Origin of the sequence: Liberibacter crescens BT-1 (assembly GCF_000325745.1) — a bacterium.
In the GTDB taxonomy this organism is placed as follows: domain Bacteria; phylum Pseudomonadota; class Alphaproteobacteria; order Rhizobiales; family Rhizobiaceae; genus Liberibacter; species Liberibacter crescens.
In genome coordinates this window covers 1,099,446-1,114,732 of record NC_019907.1, presented here as the reverse complement: position 1 = coordinate 1,114,732, position 15,287 = coordinate 1,099,446, and the positions used below count along the sequence as shown (strand labels likewise).

Here is a 15,287-nt window from a genome sequence, read left to right as displayed (position 1 = left end):
ATAATATATGAATGTAAAGTCAATATCTATTGGTAGAAATCCGCCAGACGATATCAATGTTATAATTGAAATTTCACTTTATGGACATCCAGTGAAATACGAAATGGATAAAAAGGCTGAAGTTCTTTTTGTTGATAGATTTATTTCTACACCTATGTTATATCCAGGTAATTATGGTTTTGTACCTCATACTTGCTCTGATGATGGAGATCCAATTGATGTGTTGATTTATAATACAGAGCCTTTATTCCCTGGATCTGTTATAAATGTTCGTCCAATTGGAGTTATGATTATGGAAGATAATTCTGGTAAAGATGAAAAAATACTTGCTGTTCCTTCAGACCATGTAACTACCAGTTATAAAAAGATACAAAGTTATAAAGATATACCAGAAATTGATTTAAAAAAGATAGAACATTTCTTTAGGCATTATAAAGACCTTGAAGAAGGTAAATGGGTTAAGATAGATCAATGGAAAGGTATAAAAGATGCTCATAATGTGATATTAGCTGCAATTGAGCGTTATTCTGAATAAATTTTGTTTATTCAGGACATCTTTATACTACAAAGTTTCTTCATAGATAAATTTAACTATTATTATACATCATTTTGACTCTTTTAAAGATCATTTTATCTCATGAAATTCAGTAAAGATGTTTGTATAAAGAATATGATAAGCCAGAGAATTATTGGAGAAATATCAATACCTCCAAGATCCGGTAGTAAATTGCGAATAGGTTTAAGGATAGGTTCTGTGGTCTTATAAAGAAAGTCGCTAATCGCTTTTACCAATTGATGAGATGTATTAATTATACCAAAATTATACAGAAAAGAGAATATAACGCTTGCAATAAGAACTTTAGTATATAAATTTAATGCTAGTACAGTAGTTTCAATTAATGCATTCATTTTTTTCTCCAACTTGGATATATAAGTGGTATTAATTTTAAGTTAAGGGAAACCATATTAATTTAGATTACATTAATCAAATGTATATTGATAATTTAATATTGTTTCTGTATGTAAACTAATTATCATCTTATAGGCTAGAGTAATTTTTCATTTATAGGTAATTAAAAGGTTAAGACTTTTATATAATATTTCATCATGACCTTTAAGTTCAGCTTTTTAATATGAATACTGTTAACCCTAAGATAATTGCTAACATAGAACCAAGTAACAGCAACCATGTTAGCCTGAAGTTTTCATTAAGTTTATCTAATTTTTTACTAAGATTATTGAGTTGTTCATCTATGTGCAAGCTTGTTTTCTGAAAATGCATAATAATCTGTGAGTGTGAATTTTTTAATTCAGTATAAACAATTCTTGTATCTTTCAATTCAGTATAGATATCTGAACGAAATTCTCTTACATCAATTATTATATCTTTTAGGTCTTTTTTTATACTTGTGATTCCTGCGTCAAGCTTTTCTGATATGTGTTCAGAGTCAATTGCAGATTTTTTGTTTCGTGAGCGTGGTTGGCTAGATTTTTCTTCTGTAAACTCTGGAGTACTCATTCCTGATACCTTTCTATGAAAATATTAAATACGACTTGCAAGCTAGATGCTTCTGATTGAATAATAATAATATAATTTAATCAATATTTTTATTATTTAACTAATATTAAAATAATAAGGAGAAGTTCAATCAAAGATAGTATATCTTATTTTCAATAGATTTTTGATTGTATATTCTTGATTGAGTATTTTAGTAATATAATAAGAATATAGTCTTTTATATGAAGGATTGTGCTTCATTCTAATAAAGAAGCATTTGTGTTTATTAATTTACTTCTCTAAATACAAGGTTTTTTAGGAAAAGTTCTTTTTTGAAAGTCGATAAGATCTTAAATTTGAATAAATAGCAGCAGTTATAAAAGTAGTAGTCATTGTTAGTACAATCGTTGGAGCAGGAGCGCTGTTTATAAAAAAGCTAAAATAGACGCCTATAAAACAGCATATTACAGCAACTGCAATAGAAATGATGATCATTGATTTATAAGTGCGTGCTATAAGATACGCGATAGATCCAGGGAGTATAAGAAGTGCAATAGACAGTATAAGGCCGGTAGACTTTAAAGCGCCTACAACAACGAGAGATATAGATATTAATAAACCATAATGCAAAAATTTTAAAGGCAAACAAATAGCACGAGCATGTTGTGGATCAAAAGCGCATAACATTAAATCAGCACCTTTAAGTATTAAAAAGACAAAGGTAATCAAAGCAATTAAAGCAGTATTTAATAAATCTGAAGAGGATATTCCGAGCATGTCACCAAAAAGAATATGTTCCAGATGGACGTCGCTTTCAACTTTGACCATCATCATTACTCCAAGAGCAAACATTCCAGAAAATACAATTCCAAGGAGTGTGTCATCCTTAATAGAGCTCTTATTCTTTAGATAGCCTACAGATAAGGAACAGAACATTCCTGCTGCAAAGGCACCAATTTCTAAAGGAATCCTTATAATATAAGCCAAAACAACACCAGGGAGTATAGAATGTGAAATACCATCCCCTATAAGAGACCATCGTTTTAAAATAAGAAGGCAAGATAGCATAGCCATAGGGATTGCAATCGTTAGAGCGATGAGCAAACTGTTTTGCATAAAAGGCAACTTCAGAGGCAAAAGATAATGATCAAGTAAATTACTCATAATATTCTCTTTTATAGTTAATTAAATATATATTTTTATGTTTTAATTTTAAAAACTCTGCTGTTGGAAGTTATAAAAAACGCCAAAAGAAAAAAATGGTTTGCATAACAACAATAATTCCTCCTGTAGCACAATTGAGAAAGTAGCTTATATAAGCTCCTGAAAAACTAGTTACAGCGCCGATGATAGAACTTATAATAATAAGCTTTCCAAAAGACTTTGTAAGTAAATATGCTGTTGCTCCTGGTGTTACTACCATGGCTATGACAAGAAATGCTCCAACAGTTTGGAAGGCTGCTATAGTTGACGCAGATAATAAGGTAAAAAATAGTATTTTTAGATAATTTGTATTCATTCCAATTGATTGGGCATGATTTTCATCAAAAAATAAAATCATAAAATCTCGCCATTTCAAAATTAAAACAGCTAATGTCACAGCACTGATGATTAATACTTGTAAGGTGTCAGGCTTCGTTATGGCAAGGACATTGCCGAAGAGAATGGTATGAATATTGATTGAAGATGGGTATAATGACAAAATAAACAATCCCATTGAGAAGAAGCTTGTGAATATTATACCAATAACTGCATCTTCTTGTAGGTGTGTTTTCTTTTTTATAAGTACCATAGCGCCAGATGCTAATCCTCCTGAAATAAAAGCACAAATAGAAAAAGGTAAACCTACCATGTTAGCAACAACTACGCCTGGAATAATTGAATGTGAAAGTGCGTCGCCAATAAGAGACCAGCCTTTTAGGGTTAAATAAGCTGATAGGAAAGCACATATGTATCCTACTAACGTGCTGATCCATATAGCATTGTTCATATATTTATAAGAAAATGGTTCTAAAAGAATATCAATCATTACAATAACCCTCAATCAAGATTACGATATTGTTGATTGGGATTGCTGATGTTTATTTGCATTAAATGTTTTGAAATTCCTCCAAAAGTAGATACGAAATTTTTTTGGTTAAATTTTTCATGAGTAAGGCCAAAAGAAATAATAGTTTTCTTTATAAAAACGACTCGATCGCAGAAATAAGGAACAGAATCAATATTATGTGTGGATACCAATATTATTTTACCCTCTTCCCTCAATTCTTTCATCAAAGAGATAATTTCTTCTTCTGTTTTAAAATCAACTCCTGTAAATGGTTCATCAAGTAAGATTATCTTCCCCTGTTGAGCTAATGCGCGTGCAAGAAAAACACGCTTCTTTTGACCTCCAGAGAGTTCACCAATTTGGTTTTTATACATAGAATTCATATTAACACGTTCTAGCGCCTCATTTACTATTCTGTGATCTTGAGTTGAAGGAATGCGTAACCAATTCATATGTCCATAACGCCCCATCATAACAACATCTTTTACTAATATAGGAAAATGCCAATCTACTTCTTCTGATTGTGGAACATATGCCACGAAGTTTTTTTTAAGTGCATTTATTACAGGGTTGTTAAAAATAGAAATGGATCCTTCAGCTAGAGGAACAAAGCCCATTATGGCTTTAAACAATGTTGATTTTCCTGCTCCATTAATACCAATTAATGCTGTTATTGTCCCACGTGGTATAGAAAAACTTGCATTGTGTAATGCTGTATGTCCATTACTATAAGATACTGTAATGTTTTCAACATTTAAGCCATCTTTCTCGATACAATCATATGATTTCATGAGGATAGACCTTGTACAATAGTATCAACTGTTACTTTAAGAAGATCTAAATAGGTTGGTACAGGGCCGTTCTTGTCACTGATAGAGTCTACATAAAGTATGCCTCCATATTTTGCTCCGGTTTCCAGTGCTACTTGTTGTGCTGGTTTGTCTGAAACTGTGCTTTCTGAAAAAATGACGTTAATGTTATGCTTACGCACCATATCAATGACTTTGCGAACTTGTTGGGGGGTTCCTTCAGAATCAGTATTAACAGGCCATAGATATAATTCTTTAAGACCAAAATCACGTGCCAAATATGAAAATGCTCCTTCGCTTGTTACAAGCCAACGTTTGTTTTCTGGAAGACTCTCAATTTGATGTCTGAAAGGTTGTGTCATTTTTTTGAGTTTTTCTTTGTAGATAAGAGCATTAGATGTATATGAATCAGAATTTTCAGGGTCGATTTTAATTAAAGCCTTACAAATATTATCAATATAAATAAAACCATTATGATCAGACATCCATGCATGAGGATTAGGTTTTCCTTGATATGGACCTGATGAAATACTCAAAGGTTGAATTCCTTTGGTCAACGTTGCGTGTGGAACATTTTTTAAATTAATAAGAAATTTTTCGAACCATTTTTCAAGCCCCAAACCGTTAACAAGAACGAGATCAGCGCTCTGAACTTTAAGGATATCCCCTGGAGTGGCTTGATAATTATGAACTTCTGCACCTGGTTTGATTATATTTTCTACGGTTGCAAGTTCTCCTGCAATATTTTGAGTCATATCAGCAATAATAGAAAACGTCGTAACCACCTTTATCTTTGCAAGTGCTGAAAGCGGTGTCATAAAAGTAAGAATTATAGTTAAAGTTGTTAAATAAAACATATTTTAAAACCTCTATTGTGTATAATTTATAAAAATGATATTGCAAGTCATTAGCAAAGTAAACATCTATGAGTTCATTTTTTTGATGTTTAATTTCAAAAAATAACTTTTTCGTAAAAATGTTATCCATAAATGGATCTTGAGATAAGTTTATATGTCCTAATAGGAAAAAGTAATCGGGTAGAAAGAATTCAATTTTAGTAATAAATTTTCTTATGAAATCGTATAAAAGAATATTGTTCTAGAATAAGTATGAATACAAAAAAGATTTCTTAATCGTATGATATTTTAAAAAATCTATCTTTTTTTTTAAAAAAAGAATATTCCGATAAAATATTTTTATAGGTTAAAAATCCTATTTTTTTGATATTTATTAATGACAGGTGTTATGCTAAAGTTGTGATAAAAATATCAATTAATGCTTCTTAAGGATTTACTTTTTTAAGAATTATTATAACGGTTTAATATCAATGTGGTTTTTACGTAAATCTTAGATTAATGTAAAACTAGAATTTTTTCTTTTTGGTAAGGAATAATTTATTCGATGTTTAAGTAAGTGAAGAAGTTTTCTCTCTGTCGTCATCATAAGATGTTTTAACAGTGCAAGGATGATATAAAATATTATGTATTTCTATTAATTTTTTTTCATGTACTTAAACATCTCTCCTTTTTCTTGACTTGATGTAGGAAATATAAAAGGGAAAAAGAGTATTAATAATTTATGGTTGTATGTTATGTCTATAGGATTTGTTTTCCCTGGACAAGGGAGTCAGATAGTTGGGATGGGCCGTGATTTGGCTGAAGCTTTTCCTGAAGCTCGTTTGGTATTTGAAGAAGTTGATGAATCAATTGGGAAGAAGCTTTCAAATATTATCTGGAATGGTCCAGAAGAAGAATTAATATCTACTGTTAATGCTCAACCTGCTCTGATGGCTGTTTCGATGGCTTTTATTCGTGTGATGGAATCTTGTGGTTTGTGCCTTAAGTCTAAAGTAGCTTATGTTGCTGGTCATTCTTTGGGTGAATATTCAGCTCTTTGTGCAGCAAAATCATTTTCCTTAGAGGATACAGCTAAGTTGCTTTCTATACGTGGTCAAGCAATGCAGGAAGCTGTTCCCGTTGGTCAAGGGGCGATGGCAGCTGTTATTGGGCTTGATTATTCTGAGATTGAAGACATTTGCAAAGAAGAAACTGCAAGGAGCGGTACGTGTCAGGTTGCCAATGATAATGGGAATAAACAATTTGTGATTTCTGGCTTAAAACTTGCTGTTGAGCGTGCGATGGCTACTTCATTAAAGCATGGTGCTAAGCGTGTTATATCGTTACCTGTTTCTGGTCCATTTCATTCATCATTGATGGAGCCAGCTGCTGAAATTATGTATCAAGCATTAGATGGTGTACATAAAAAAGATCCTATTGTTCCTTTGATTTCTAATGTTCGCGCGGAACCTGTTTATAATATTGAGAAAATTTCTGAACTTTTAGTTGAGCAAATAACAGGAAGAGTGCGTTGGCGTGAAACTATAGAGTGGTTTTCTGCTAATAATGTTATGACGATTTATGAAATTGGGGCTGGAAAAGTATTAATTGGTCTTGCCAAGCGTATTAATCCTTCTATTTTGGGAGTTGCTGTTAATGATGTTTGTAATATTGATATAGTCCTGAAATCTATTTTAGGTTAATAAGTTTTTAGTTATTAAGTTAAGGATTGTAAAAATGTTTGATTTGACGGGCAAGAAAGCTTTTGTTACTGGTAGCACTGGCAGCATTGGTTATTCGGTGGCAAAAATTTTATATGATCGAGGTGCTACTGTAGGTTTGCACGGTAGTCGTCAAGATAAGCTAGAAAAGCTTTGCTCTGAGTTTGGAGATAGAATTAAAGCATTCCCGGCTGATCTTTCTGATCGGGATGCTGTCAAGGAACTTGGAAAAAAGGTAGAATTAGAAATGGGGGGTGTTGATATTTTAATAAATAATGCTGGAATAACAAGAGATGGGTTATTTCTGCGAATGCAAGACGAAGATTGGGATACGGTTTTAGATGTAAATTTAACATCAATTTTTATTCTAACGCGTCAACTTATCCACTCAATGCTTCGACGTCGCTATGGCCGTATTGTTAATATAACATCTGTTGTGACAGTAACAGGTAATTATGGACAAGTTAACTATTGTTCATCGAAAGCTGCTATTGTTGGATTTTCTAAGGCTCTTGCTCAGGAAGTTGCAAGACGTGATGTAACAGTGAACTGTGTTGCTCCTGGGTTTGTGCAGAGTAATATGACTGAAAAACTTAATGAGAAGCAAAAAGAACGTATCATATCAAATATTCCAATGAATCGTATAGCGACAGCTGATGAAATTGCGTCGGCTGTTCTCTATCTTTCTTCCCTGGAGTCTTCTTATATAACTGGACAAACCATACATGTAAATGGAGGTATGGCAATGGTTTGATAAAAGTTTTATTTACAAAAACTTATAAGTACTCATTATTGAATGAGTGGATTAAATAAGAGTTGTTGATTAATTTATACCAATAGGTATCTTTAGTTTTTTCTGTATTTGAATTGTGTTAAGGATAATAAGTTTCTTTCAGTTTCAGTATGGAATGTTGTTTTAGTTGACGTTGAAATAAAGCATTGGATTATAGACTATTAAGGCCAAGAGGTTATTTTTATTAGAAGAAAGGTAATCAGGAATAAAAATGAGCGATATTATAGAACGTGTAAAAAAGATAGTGGTTGAGCATCTTAGCATTGATCCAGAAAAAGTTGTGGAAAGTGCTAATTTTATTGATGATCTTGGTGCTGATTCTCTTGATACTGTTGAGCTTGTAATGGCATTTGAAGAAGAGTTTTCTATTGAGATTCCAGATAATGCAGCTGATACTATTTTAACTGTTGGGGATGCCGTCAAGTTTATAGAAAAAACAAAAGCTTGAGGTTTTTAAACATATATTTTCTGGAGAGCTTAGTTTGACACCTTGATTGTTTACTATGTAGCTTGATGTCGGGTCTACGAGGTATAAGAGAAGGAAGGATAAGTGAGGCGTGTTGTTGTAACCGGTATTGGAATGATCACTCCACTCGCGTGTGGAGTTGATAAGACCTGGTCTCGTCTTATTGAAGGAGAGCAAGCAATCCGTCGTATAATCACAGAATTTGATACAGAAGGCTTAACGTGTAAAATAGCTGGTCTTATTCCGCTTGGAGATGGTTCTGATGGTACTTTTAATCCTGATGATTGGGTATCGTTAAAAGATCGTCGTAAAATAGATGACTTTATCCTGTATGGTTCAGTAGCAGCTGATATGGCGATTGCTGATTCTGGTTGGTTCCCTCGTACCGATGAAGAGCAAACTTCTACAGGAGTGATATTCGGTTCTGGTATGGGGGGATTAAAAGGGATAGTAAAAAGCGCATATGTTCTCCGGGATCATGGTCCGCGAAAGGTGTCTCCTTTTACAGTTCCTGCTAATATTATCAATATTTTATCTGGAAATGTTTCTATTCGGCATAATCTGCGAGGACCTAATCATGCTGTTACAACTGCATGTTCTAGTGGTGCTCATGCGATTGGGGATGCATCTCGTCTTATAGCTATTGGTGATGCAGATGTAATGGTTGCTGGAGGGGCTGAAGCAGCTGTTTGTCGTTTAGGTCTTGCTAGTTTTGCTTCATGTAGAGCATTGTCTACAAAATATAATGATGAGCCTCATAAAGCATCAAGGCCTTATGATATTAACCGTGATGGTTTTGTTATGGGGGAGGGTGCTGGTGTTGTTGTTTTAGAGGAGCTAGAGCATGCTAAGGTGCGTGGTGCGCAAATTTATGCTGAATTAGTTGGGTATGGTCTTTCTGGTGATGCCTTTCATGTGACCTTACCTCCTAGTGATGGTAATGGGGCATATCGTTCTATGGTTGCTGCAATTAATCGTGCAAAATTGAATGCCCAGGATATTGATTATATCAATTCTCACGGGACATCTACTGCTGCTGATATTATTGAGCTTGGTGCAGTAGAGAGATTTATGGGTGAAAGCGTATCTCGTGTTTCTATGTCATCTACAAAATCTTCTATTGGGCATTTGCTTGGTGCAGCAGGAGCTGTTGAAGCGATTTTTTCAATACTTTCAATTCGTGATAATGTAGCTCCTCCTACTCTTAATCTTGATAATCTAGAACGTGAGACTCTTATAGATCTTATTCCTCATAAGGCACGAGAAAAAAGAATTGATGTTGTTATGACTAATTCTTTTGGATTTGGTGGAACGAATGTTTCCTTAGTATTTAAAAGATTTTATCAATAATCAGTTTAATTTTATAACTTTTTGGGATTATACATATGTATAATCCATACATAAACATATTTTTGTCATATAAGAAATTATATTTAAGATTAATAATTTATTAAAAGGATTTTATAGACTATAATGACGGGTCTTCATCAGGATTTAGGAAATTTGATGCGTTACCCTAATAAAACTATTATTAGACATAAGCTTGTTGTTCCAAGGTCTGCGAGACAGATTTTACAACCAGAGGAAGTTTATTCTTCTGCTAATAGGTCTCGCATTGTTCGAAAAAAAATTGTAATTTTTCTCAATTTTTTAATGACAATGGCTGTTTTAATAACATTTCTAATACTCTTGCTTTATTATTGTGGTGCAAGTATTTATAATAAGCCTGGCCCCCTTCCAGTTAATTCTATATTTCTTATTCAGAATGGTGAATCATTACAAGATATTATGGATAATTTAATACGCAATAATATTATAAGCGATAATCGTGTTGTATTTCAATATATGACACGTTTACATTTAGGGAGTCATAAGCTGCAGGCAGGCGAATATGAAATAAAGAAGAGTGCTTCTATGGCGGAGGTTATAGAGATAATTCGTTCAGGAAAAAGGATTCTACATTCAGTATCTTTCCCTGAGGGTCTAACAGTAAAGCAAATATTAAAACGTTTAAAAGAACATCCTATTCTCGAAGGTGATTTACCGTCTCAATTACCTATTGAAGGAAGTTTGCGTCCAGATACATATAAGTTTTCTTGGGGAACAAAACGGATGGAAATTATAGAGCAAGCACGTTTTGCACAGCAGAAACTTGTTGATGATATCTGGGAGCGTCGGGATAGGGACTTGCCAATAAAAAATAAGAAACAATTTGTGATACTTGCTTCTATTGTTGAAAAGGAAACCGGTCGTTCTGATGAGCGAGCTCACGTAGCTTCTGTATTCATGAATCGTCTTAAAAAAGGTATTAAACTTCAATCGGATCCAACTATTATTTATGGTATTTTTGAAGGAGAAGCAAAACCAAAAGATAGGCCAATTTATCAATCGGATCTTGATAAAAAAACTCCTTATAATAGTTATGTTATTAAAGGATTACCGCCAACAGCTATATCTAATCCTGGGCGTGCTTCTTTAGAAGCTGTTGCTAATCCTTCTCATACTGATGATTTGTATTTTGTGAGTGATGGTATGGGAGGGCATGTTTTTTCTAAAACGCTTAAAGAGCATAATATTAATGTACAACACTTCCGTCAAATAAATAGTCGTAAAAAGGATAAAACTAATTAATTTTTAGAAATTCATAGGCATTGGTCTTTATGCTTTAAAAATTATGTAACATAATTTCAAGTTTTATCTTTTTTCTTATAAAGACAATTCAATATGCATTAAAATAATTTTTTGTCTATTCTGCAACAGATGATAATATTAAGTATTCTATGCAGAAGGAGACTACATTGACTATTACTATTTCCCGTCGTGGGCTTATGCTTGTTATTTCATCACCTTCTGGTGCTGGTAAGTCTACTATAACAAGAAGACTTCTAGAGAATGATAAAGATTTTATTATGTCGGTGAGTGTTACAACACGTAACTGTCGTCCTAATGAAATAGACGGAGTTGATTATCATTTTGTTAATACAAATACTTTTCAAAAATTAAGGGAATCTAATTCTCTTATAGAGTGGGCAGAGGTGCATGGTAATTTTTATGGAACTCCACGTGATCCCATAGAAATGACAATATCTCAAGGGCATGACATGTTATTTGATATTGATTGGCAAGGAGCTAGTCAACTTCAGGAGAATATGGCTTCAGATGTCGTATCGGTTTTCCTCTTGCCCCCTACAATGCAAGAACTTGAATTTCGATTAAAACGTCGTTCAGAAAAAAGCAGAGAAACCAAAGAAGTAATCAATTTAAGATTGAGTAATTCTTATTCAGAGATAAAGCATTGGGATAAATACGATTATGTTATTATTAATGATGATTTAGAAGCTTCTTTAATACTTCTGCAGTCTGTTATTAAAGCTGAGCGTATGCGTCGTAAACGACTCTGTGGCATGGATAATTTTATAGAAGGTTTATTAGAAGAAACTTAGTAGAAGATTTAAAAAAATCTTTTTTTAAAGAATTGTTTGGTTAGAAGAAATTATTGATTAATAATTATGTTGCGTAAGATCCAGGGCTAGCAGGGAAGACAACGGTACGGTTGCCGTTTAAGAAAACTCTGTGATGAATGTGTGCATGAACAGCACGAGCGAGCACTTGTGTTTCTATATCTCGTCCTATTGAAGCATAATCTGCAGCATTTTGAGCATGGGTGATGCGTACAGTATCTTGTTCAATAATAGGTCCTTCATCAAGGGCAGGGGTGACGTAATGTGCTGTCGCACCAATTAATTTTACTCCGTATTCATAAGCTTGTTTGTAGGGATTAGCTCCCTTGAATGATGGTAAAAATGAATGATGGATATTAATAATACTTCCTAACATTTTTTTACAAAGACTTTCTGAAAGTATTTGCATATAGCGTGCTAGAATAACGAGTTCAGTTTTTGTCTCTTCTATTATCTCCAGAAGCAATTTTTCTGCTAATTGTTTATTTTCATTCATTACAGGAATATAATGGAAGGGAATGTTATGATCACTAACAACCTTTTGATAATTAAGATGATTAGATACGACACCTGTGATATCCATAGGCAGCATACCAATTTTTTGACGATAGAGAAGATCATAGAGACAATGATTAAGCCGTGAAACCATGATGATTACTTTCATAGGTTTTGTGGTGTCTTTTATAAAGAATTGCATAGAAAATTCTTCAGCAATAGGCTCAAATCCTTTACAAAGTTGCTTTAAGGAAGTATTGCCTTCTACGATAAAACTTACACGCATAAAAAAAATTTAGTATCCAGGTCATCAAATTGAGATGAATCTAAGATATTACAACTTTTTTTTGATAGGAATCCTGAAATTGCAGCGATTATTCCTCTTTTAGAGGGGCATGTGACGGTTAGAATATAATTCAACATATAACTTTTCTGAAAAGAAGTGATAATTCCATCAAATAAAGAATGAAATCCTCTTATAGCATTATTCATTCTCTTTAAAAAGTTAAATATTTATGAAAATATTATTTCATAATTTATTTTAAAAATATTTTCTTAATTTTTAATATATTTTCTAATTTATAAAGAATATTATTGTGATATTTTCTATATGAATAATCTTTGATTATTTAAAATAATAAATTATACTATAATAACAAGGGTATAAATATGTTTTTATTTAAAAAAAAAGATTCTTTTCTTTTTATAAAAAAAATAATTTTATGCAAAAAAGGAAATTTTTTGATTTTTACTGCTTTGATGATACCAGTTTTATTTATGGCTTCAGGGTTTGCGGTTGATACAGTAAGAATGATGAATAGTAAAGCATCTCTTCATGCAGCTGCAGATTCAGCTGCTTTGTCAGGTATAGAAAAATTAAGAGATTTGATTTCTACCTCTACTTCTGAACCCACTACAGAGGAGGAAAAAATAGCGATTGATACCAGTCGTAACTTTTTATCTCAAGAACTTTCTGCAGATGATCTTTTTAAGCAGGCTTCACAAGAGATTATTAACAATACGCAAATTTCTATAGATAAAAAATCAAGTCCTGAAGACGGATACAGTCTTACCGTTCAGCCTCATTATAAAATGCCTCTAAGCAGTTTATCAGTTGTATTAAAATCATTCGGGGTCAATTTTGTTAATATTGCAACAAAAAGTATCTCTTTTTTACCAATCAAACAAGGAAAAAGTCAACCTCAATATGATGTAGTATCATTATCAATCCATATGGATACATCTAGACCTGGAATAGACGACGATATCAATCTTGAAAAGGAAGTTTTACAGGGTCTTGCAAATAATATTATGCTGGTGTTTTCTAACTCTGATAAACAGTTATATGCAGGTGTTACAAAATATTCTCTAGATCTAACGATTCTGACACATATGCAATTTGGAGTGAGTGGGATACTTAATGCCCTCCCTAGGGTTTTTTTTTCTGAACTATCACCAATATTATATACAAATCCAAAGGCATCTATACAAAGAGCTTATTATACTTTAACAGGGCCTGAAGAATTACGGGGATATGGAATTGTTAAGAGTGTTCATCTTATGATTTTAAGGAATGACATTGAAGCGTGGGATGACTTTAAAGTACATCAGGGACGAATGGAGGAATATTTTACAAACGTAAAAGATATATGCGATAAAATGACTTATAAAGTTAGACAGAAATACTATCCTTCAGATCAAGATCAAGATCGAGAGGGTGAAGTGAGATTGATTGCCATAGGTGTAAGGCCAGGTTATGATGCTAAACAGATAGGGAAATATTGCAGTTCTTTTCCAGATGATTATTATGAAATTACAGATTACAATCAAATATCTAAAGTTATGCATGACATTGCACAAAAACTGAAGGTTGGTGGTGGTAGCGGCAGCGGAACTATATCTGTACCTTCTCCTATAAGGATGTTGGAGTAAAGAAAGGATTATATTGTATAGGATGAATTGATTATGGAGTATTTCAAGGAAAATGGTGAACGTCTTTAAGAATCAAACCTTTTTTTATGACAGATGCAGGAAATATTCTTTCGATAGCATGAGCAAGTGTTCCATCTATATGATTGTTCTGTATAGGGAAAGAGTGTGAAAGATAGAGATTTTTTATAGGCTCAAGAGCATCACGTCGTACCCAGAACATTGTTCCGGCAAAAAAATCGAGTTTATATTCTTCAGGATCCATTCCCATTTTTTGTATGAGTGAGCAAACCAGAGGACGGTTTTTACCCCAGCTTTGTTGATCATTGAAATACTCATTTGGATAACGATAGGTATGACTTCCAATCATACCTATTTTGTCATTTTTTTCAAAAGTTTCAATGATTTTCAACGCAGAATTTGGTGCTCCGAGAAGATCAAAAAGTATCCATCGTCTCCAGATATCTCCTTCCAGCCAATAGCGTCCTCTACCTTTTGATTTTTTCCCATGGATTTTACATATATACTTGTAATTATCAAGATAACCGTTCTCAAGTAAAATAAGAAATGGACGCACATCACGACCAATGTTTTCTATTATGTGGACATAAGAATGAGGAAAACGGCATAAAATTTCTTCTTTAAGATTTTTATCTATAGTTGTAATGAAAAGATCAAAATTGAGATTTAATCCAGAAAGAAGATTGGCGATCTCTGTCCAGAGATCAACATAATAAATATGAACAACAATCGCTATTTTAAAATCGAAGGTTATTTTTATTGCATTGTTATTCCAGCCTTTCATCAATTCAGGAATTTTTTGAATTACCTTAATATTAAGATGATTTTTATGCATAAAATGGTTGGATTCTACAAATAATTTCTTTTTCTTTTTGAACCATAAGCAACAATATAAAAGTTTTTGAAGTATAATTTATGGTTTTCTTTAAAAATAAATAATGCTTGTAACCAGAATATAAAACTTGCCAGTATGTTGACCCTGCTGATGGTGATCTCTTCACTTACAAAGTCTTTTTGACTGAGACTTGATGTAAAAAGCAAATAGCCTTTTGAAAATTTTTCCAGAGGCAAATAAATAGTAAAGGTATCCTGGAAATTTTTTATACGAAAACTATATACAGAAAGACCTGGTAATTCAGGCTTTGGTTTCAGGTGATATATAATAGGCCACATCATAAGATTATATTTTATAAAGGGAAGAGGCAATA

General features: G+C 32.8%; 15 protein-coding genes and 1 pseudogene. 8 read left to right on the top strand and 8 right to left on the bottom strand.

Annotated elements, in window-relative coordinates; translation table 11 throughout:
• Positions 1-7 precede the first annotated feature (7 nt).
• Entirely contained in the window at positions 8-535 is a 528-nt protein-coding gene (gene ppa / locus B488_RS04950) for an inorganic diphosphatase (RefSeq protein WP_015273437.1), read from the top strand.
• 95 nt (positions 536-630) lie between these two features.
• Here the strand turns inward: ppa and B488_RS04945 are convergent, their stop codons facing one another.
• From B488_RS04945 to B488_RS04920, 6 genes are all read right to left on the bottom strand, one after another.
• Complete coding sequence (locus B488_RS04945; protein WP_015273436.1) at positions 631-909, bottom strand: YggT family protein; 279 nt, start codon at positions 907-909, stop codon at positions 631-633.
• A 211-nt stretch (positions 910-1,120) separates the two neighbouring features.
• A complete protein-coding gene (locus B488_RS04940; RefSeq protein WP_015273435.1) occupies positions 1,121-1,519 on the bottom strand; it encodes a hypothetical protein in 399 nt (132 codons plus the stop codon).
• Between the two features lie 294 nt (positions 1,520-1,813).
• Positions 1,814-2,662 (bottom strand): metal ABC transporter permease, encoded by an 849-nt coding sequence (locus B488_RS04935; RefSeq protein WP_015273434.1) that lies wholly within the window; start codon positions 2,660-2,662, stop codon positions 1,814-1,816.
• A gap of 70 nt (positions 2,663-2,732) precedes the next feature.
• Positions 2,733-3,527, bottom strand: coding sequence for a metal ABC transporter permease (locus B488_RS04930; protein ID WP_015273433.1), 795 nt, complete (start codon positions 3,525-3,527; stop codon positions 2,733-2,735).
• An 11-nt stretch (positions 3,528-3,538) separates the two neighbouring features.
• Positions 3,539-4,339, bottom strand: coding sequence for an ATP-binding cassette domain-containing protein (locus B488_RS04925; RefSeq protein WP_015273432.1), 801 nt, complete (start codon positions 4,337-4,339; stop codon positions 3,539-3,541).
• Positions 4,336-5,214 carry a metal ABC transporter substrate-binding protein gene (locus B488_RS04920; protein ID WP_015273431.1) on the bottom strand — a complete coding sequence of 293 codons (879 nt, stop codon included), beginning with the start codon at positions 5,212-5,214 and terminating at the stop codon, positions 4,336-4,338. The genes B488_RS04925 and B488_RS04920 overlap by 4 nt, the downstream gene beginning before the upstream one ends.
• Before the next feature lie 734 nt (positions 5,215-5,948).
• Here B488_RS04920 and fabD point away from each other — a divergent pair.
• The 6 genes from fabD to gmk all read left to right on the top strand — a co-directional run bounded on the left by fabD (position 5,949) and on the right by gmk (position 11,616).
• A complete protein-coding gene (gene fabD, locus B488_RS04915) occupies positions 5,949-6,896 on the top strand; it encodes an ACP S-malonyltransferase (protein ID WP_015273430.1) in 948 nt (315 codons plus the stop codon).
• A 34-nt stretch (positions 6,897-6,930) separates the two neighbouring features.
• On the top strand, positions 6,931-7,668 hold the full coding sequence (gene fabG / locus B488_RS04910; RefSeq protein ID WP_015273429.1) for a 3-oxoacyl-[acyl-carrier-protein] reductase: 738 nt from the start codon (positions 6,931-6,933) through the stop codon (positions 7,666-7,668).
• A gap of 250 nt (positions 7,669-7,918) precedes the next feature.
• Complete coding sequence (locus tag B488_RS04905) at positions 7,919-8,155, top strand: acyl carrier protein (RefSeq protein WP_015273428.1); 237 nt, start codon at positions 7,919-7,921, stop codon at positions 8,153-8,155.
• 102 nt (positions 8,156-8,257) lie between these two features.
• Positions 8,258-9,523: a beta-ketoacyl-ACP synthase II gene (fabF, locus tag B488_RS04900; protein ID WP_015273427.1), complete on the top strand. Its 1,266-nt coding sequence runs from the start codon at positions 8,258-8,260 to the stop codon at positions 9,521-9,523.
• A 156-nt stretch (positions 9,524-9,679) separates the two neighbouring features.
• Positions 9,680-10,804 carry an endolytic transglycosylase MltG gene (mltG, locus tag B488_RS04895; RefSeq protein ID WP_144049239.1) on the top strand — a complete coding sequence of 375 codons (1,125 nt, stop codon included), beginning with the start codon at positions 9,680-9,682 and terminating at the stop codon, positions 10,802-10,804.
• Positions 10,805-10,953: 149 nt separating this feature from the next.
• Positions 10,954-11,616: a guanylate kinase gene (gene gmk, locus B488_RS04890; RefSeq protein WP_041770750.1), complete on the top strand. Its 663-nt coding sequence runs from the start codon at positions 10,954-10,956 to the stop codon at positions 11,614-11,616.
• A gap of 64 nt (positions 11,617-11,680) precedes the next feature.
• On the opposite strand, the pseudogene purU reads toward gmk, so the two are convergent.
• Positions 11,681-12,552 (bottom strand): annotated as a pseudogene (gene purU / locus B488_RS04885) (formyltetrahydrofolate deformylase).
• 318 nt (positions 12,553-12,870) lie between these two features.
• On the opposite strand from purU, the gene B488_RS04880 reads away from it, so the two are divergent.
• Positions 12,871-14,061 carry a Tad domain-containing protein gene (locus B488_RS04880; RefSeq protein ID WP_172792748.1) on the top strand — a complete coding sequence of 397 codons (1,191 nt, stop codon included), beginning with the start codon at positions 12,871-12,873 and terminating at the stop codon, positions 14,059-14,061.
• Between the two features lie 43 nt (positions 14,062-14,104).
• Here B488_RS04880 and B488_RS04875 read toward each other — a convergent pair whose 3' ends face one another.
• Positions 14,105-14,914, bottom strand: a complete 810-nt coding sequence (locus B488_RS04875) for a rhamnan synthesis F family protein (protein WP_015273422.1) — start codon at positions 14,912-14,914, stop codon at positions 14,105-14,107.
• Between the last annotated feature and the right edge of the window lie 373 nt (positions 14,915-15,287).

Excerpts from the sequence above, each read along its gene's own strand:
- B488_RS04935 (WP_015273434.1), bottom strand. The coding sequence starts at position 2,662 with ATGAGTAATTTACTTGATCATTATCTTTTGCCTCTGAAGTTGCCTTTT.
- B488_RS04930 (WP_015273433.1), bottom strand. The coding sequence starts at position 3,527 with ATGATTGATATTCTTTTAGAACCATTTTCTTATAAATATATGAACAAT.
- B488_RS04875 (WP_015273422.1), bottom strand. The coding sequence starts at position 14,914 with ATGCATAAAAATCATCTTAATATTAAGGTAATTCAAAAAATTCCTGAA.
- B488_RS04940 (WP_015273435.1), bottom strand. The coding sequence starts at position 1,519 with ATGAGTACTCCAGAGTTTACAGAAGAAAAATCTAGCCAACCACGCTCA.
- B488_RS04905 (WP_015273428.1), top strand. The coding sequence starts at position 7,919 with ATGAGCGATATTATAGAACGTGTAAAAAAGATAGTGGTTGAGCATCTT.
- gmk (WP_041770750.1), top strand. The coding sequence starts at position 10,954 with ATGCAGAAGGAGACTACATTGACTATTACTATTTCCCGTCGTGGGCTT.
- B488_RS04945 (WP_015273436.1), bottom strand. The coding sequence starts at position 909 with ATGAATGCATTAATTGAAACTACTGTACTAGCATTAAATTTATATACT.
- B488_RS04925 (WP_015273432.1), bottom strand. The coding sequence starts at position 4,339 with ATGAAATCATATGATTGTATCGAGAAAGATGGCTTAAATGTTGAAAAC.
- fabD (WP_015273430.1), top strand. The coding sequence starts at position 5,949 with ATGTCTATAGGATTTGTTTTCCCTGGACAAGGGAGTCAGATAGTTGGG.
- mltG (WP_144049239.1), top strand. The coding sequence starts at position 9,680 with ATGCGTTACCCTAATAAAACTATTATTAGACATAAGCTTGTTGTTCCA.
- fabG (WP_015273429.1), top strand. The coding sequence starts at position 6,931 with ATGTTTGATTTGACGGGCAAGAAAGCTTTTGTTACTGGTAGCACTGGC.
- B488_RS04920 (WP_015273431.1), bottom strand. The coding sequence starts at position 5,214 with ATGTTTTATTTAACAACTTTAACTATAATTCTTACTTTTATGACACCG.
- ppa (WP_015273437.1), top strand. The coding sequence starts at position 8 with ATGAATGTAAAGTCAATATCTATTGGTAGAAATCCGCCAGACGATATC.